The sequence below is a fragment of the Chryseobacterium sp. 2TAF14 genome (assembly GCF_052115105.1).
In the GTDB taxonomy this organism is placed as follows: domain Bacteria; phylum Bacteroidota; class Bacteroidia; order Flavobacteriales; family Weeksellaceae; genus Chryseobacterium.
Genome location: NZ_JBFRGA010000385.1, coordinates 1 through 384, shown reverse-complemented (window position 1 = coordinate 384; position 384 = coordinate 1). Strand labels below are relative to the sequence as shown.

Genomic DNA, 384 nt, shown 5'->3' with positions numbered 1-384 from the left:
GTTGGTAGAGCGTCAGCCTTCCAAGCTGAATGTCGCGAGTTCGACCCTCGTCTTCCGCTCAATTTCACTCCGGTTTAGGCGTGATTTTTTTTAACTGCTGATGCAGCGCAGAGTAGAGTTTCTCTGATAGCCTTCAGTTTTTATTAAATTGCCTCCATAGCTCAGTTGGCTAGAGCAGCTGATTTGTAATCAGCAGGTCGTGGGTTCGAGTCCCTCTGGAGGCTCAATTTAATATAAAATATCTGGGGAGATTCCAGAGTGGCTAAATGGGACTGACTGTAACTCAGTTGCTTCGGCTCCCTCTGGAGGCTCAATTTAATATAAAATATCTGGGGAGATTCCAGAGTGGCTAAATGGGACTGACTGTAACTCAGTTGCTTCGGC

At 46.4% G+C, this 384-nt stretch carries 1 tRNA gene; it reads left to right on the top strand.

From position 1 onward, the window contains the following. Nucleotides 1-150 precede the first annotated feature (150 nt). A tRNA-Thr gene (locus AB4Y90_RS18275) sits at nt 151-224 on the top strand. Nucleotides 225-384: the final 160 nt, after the last annotated feature.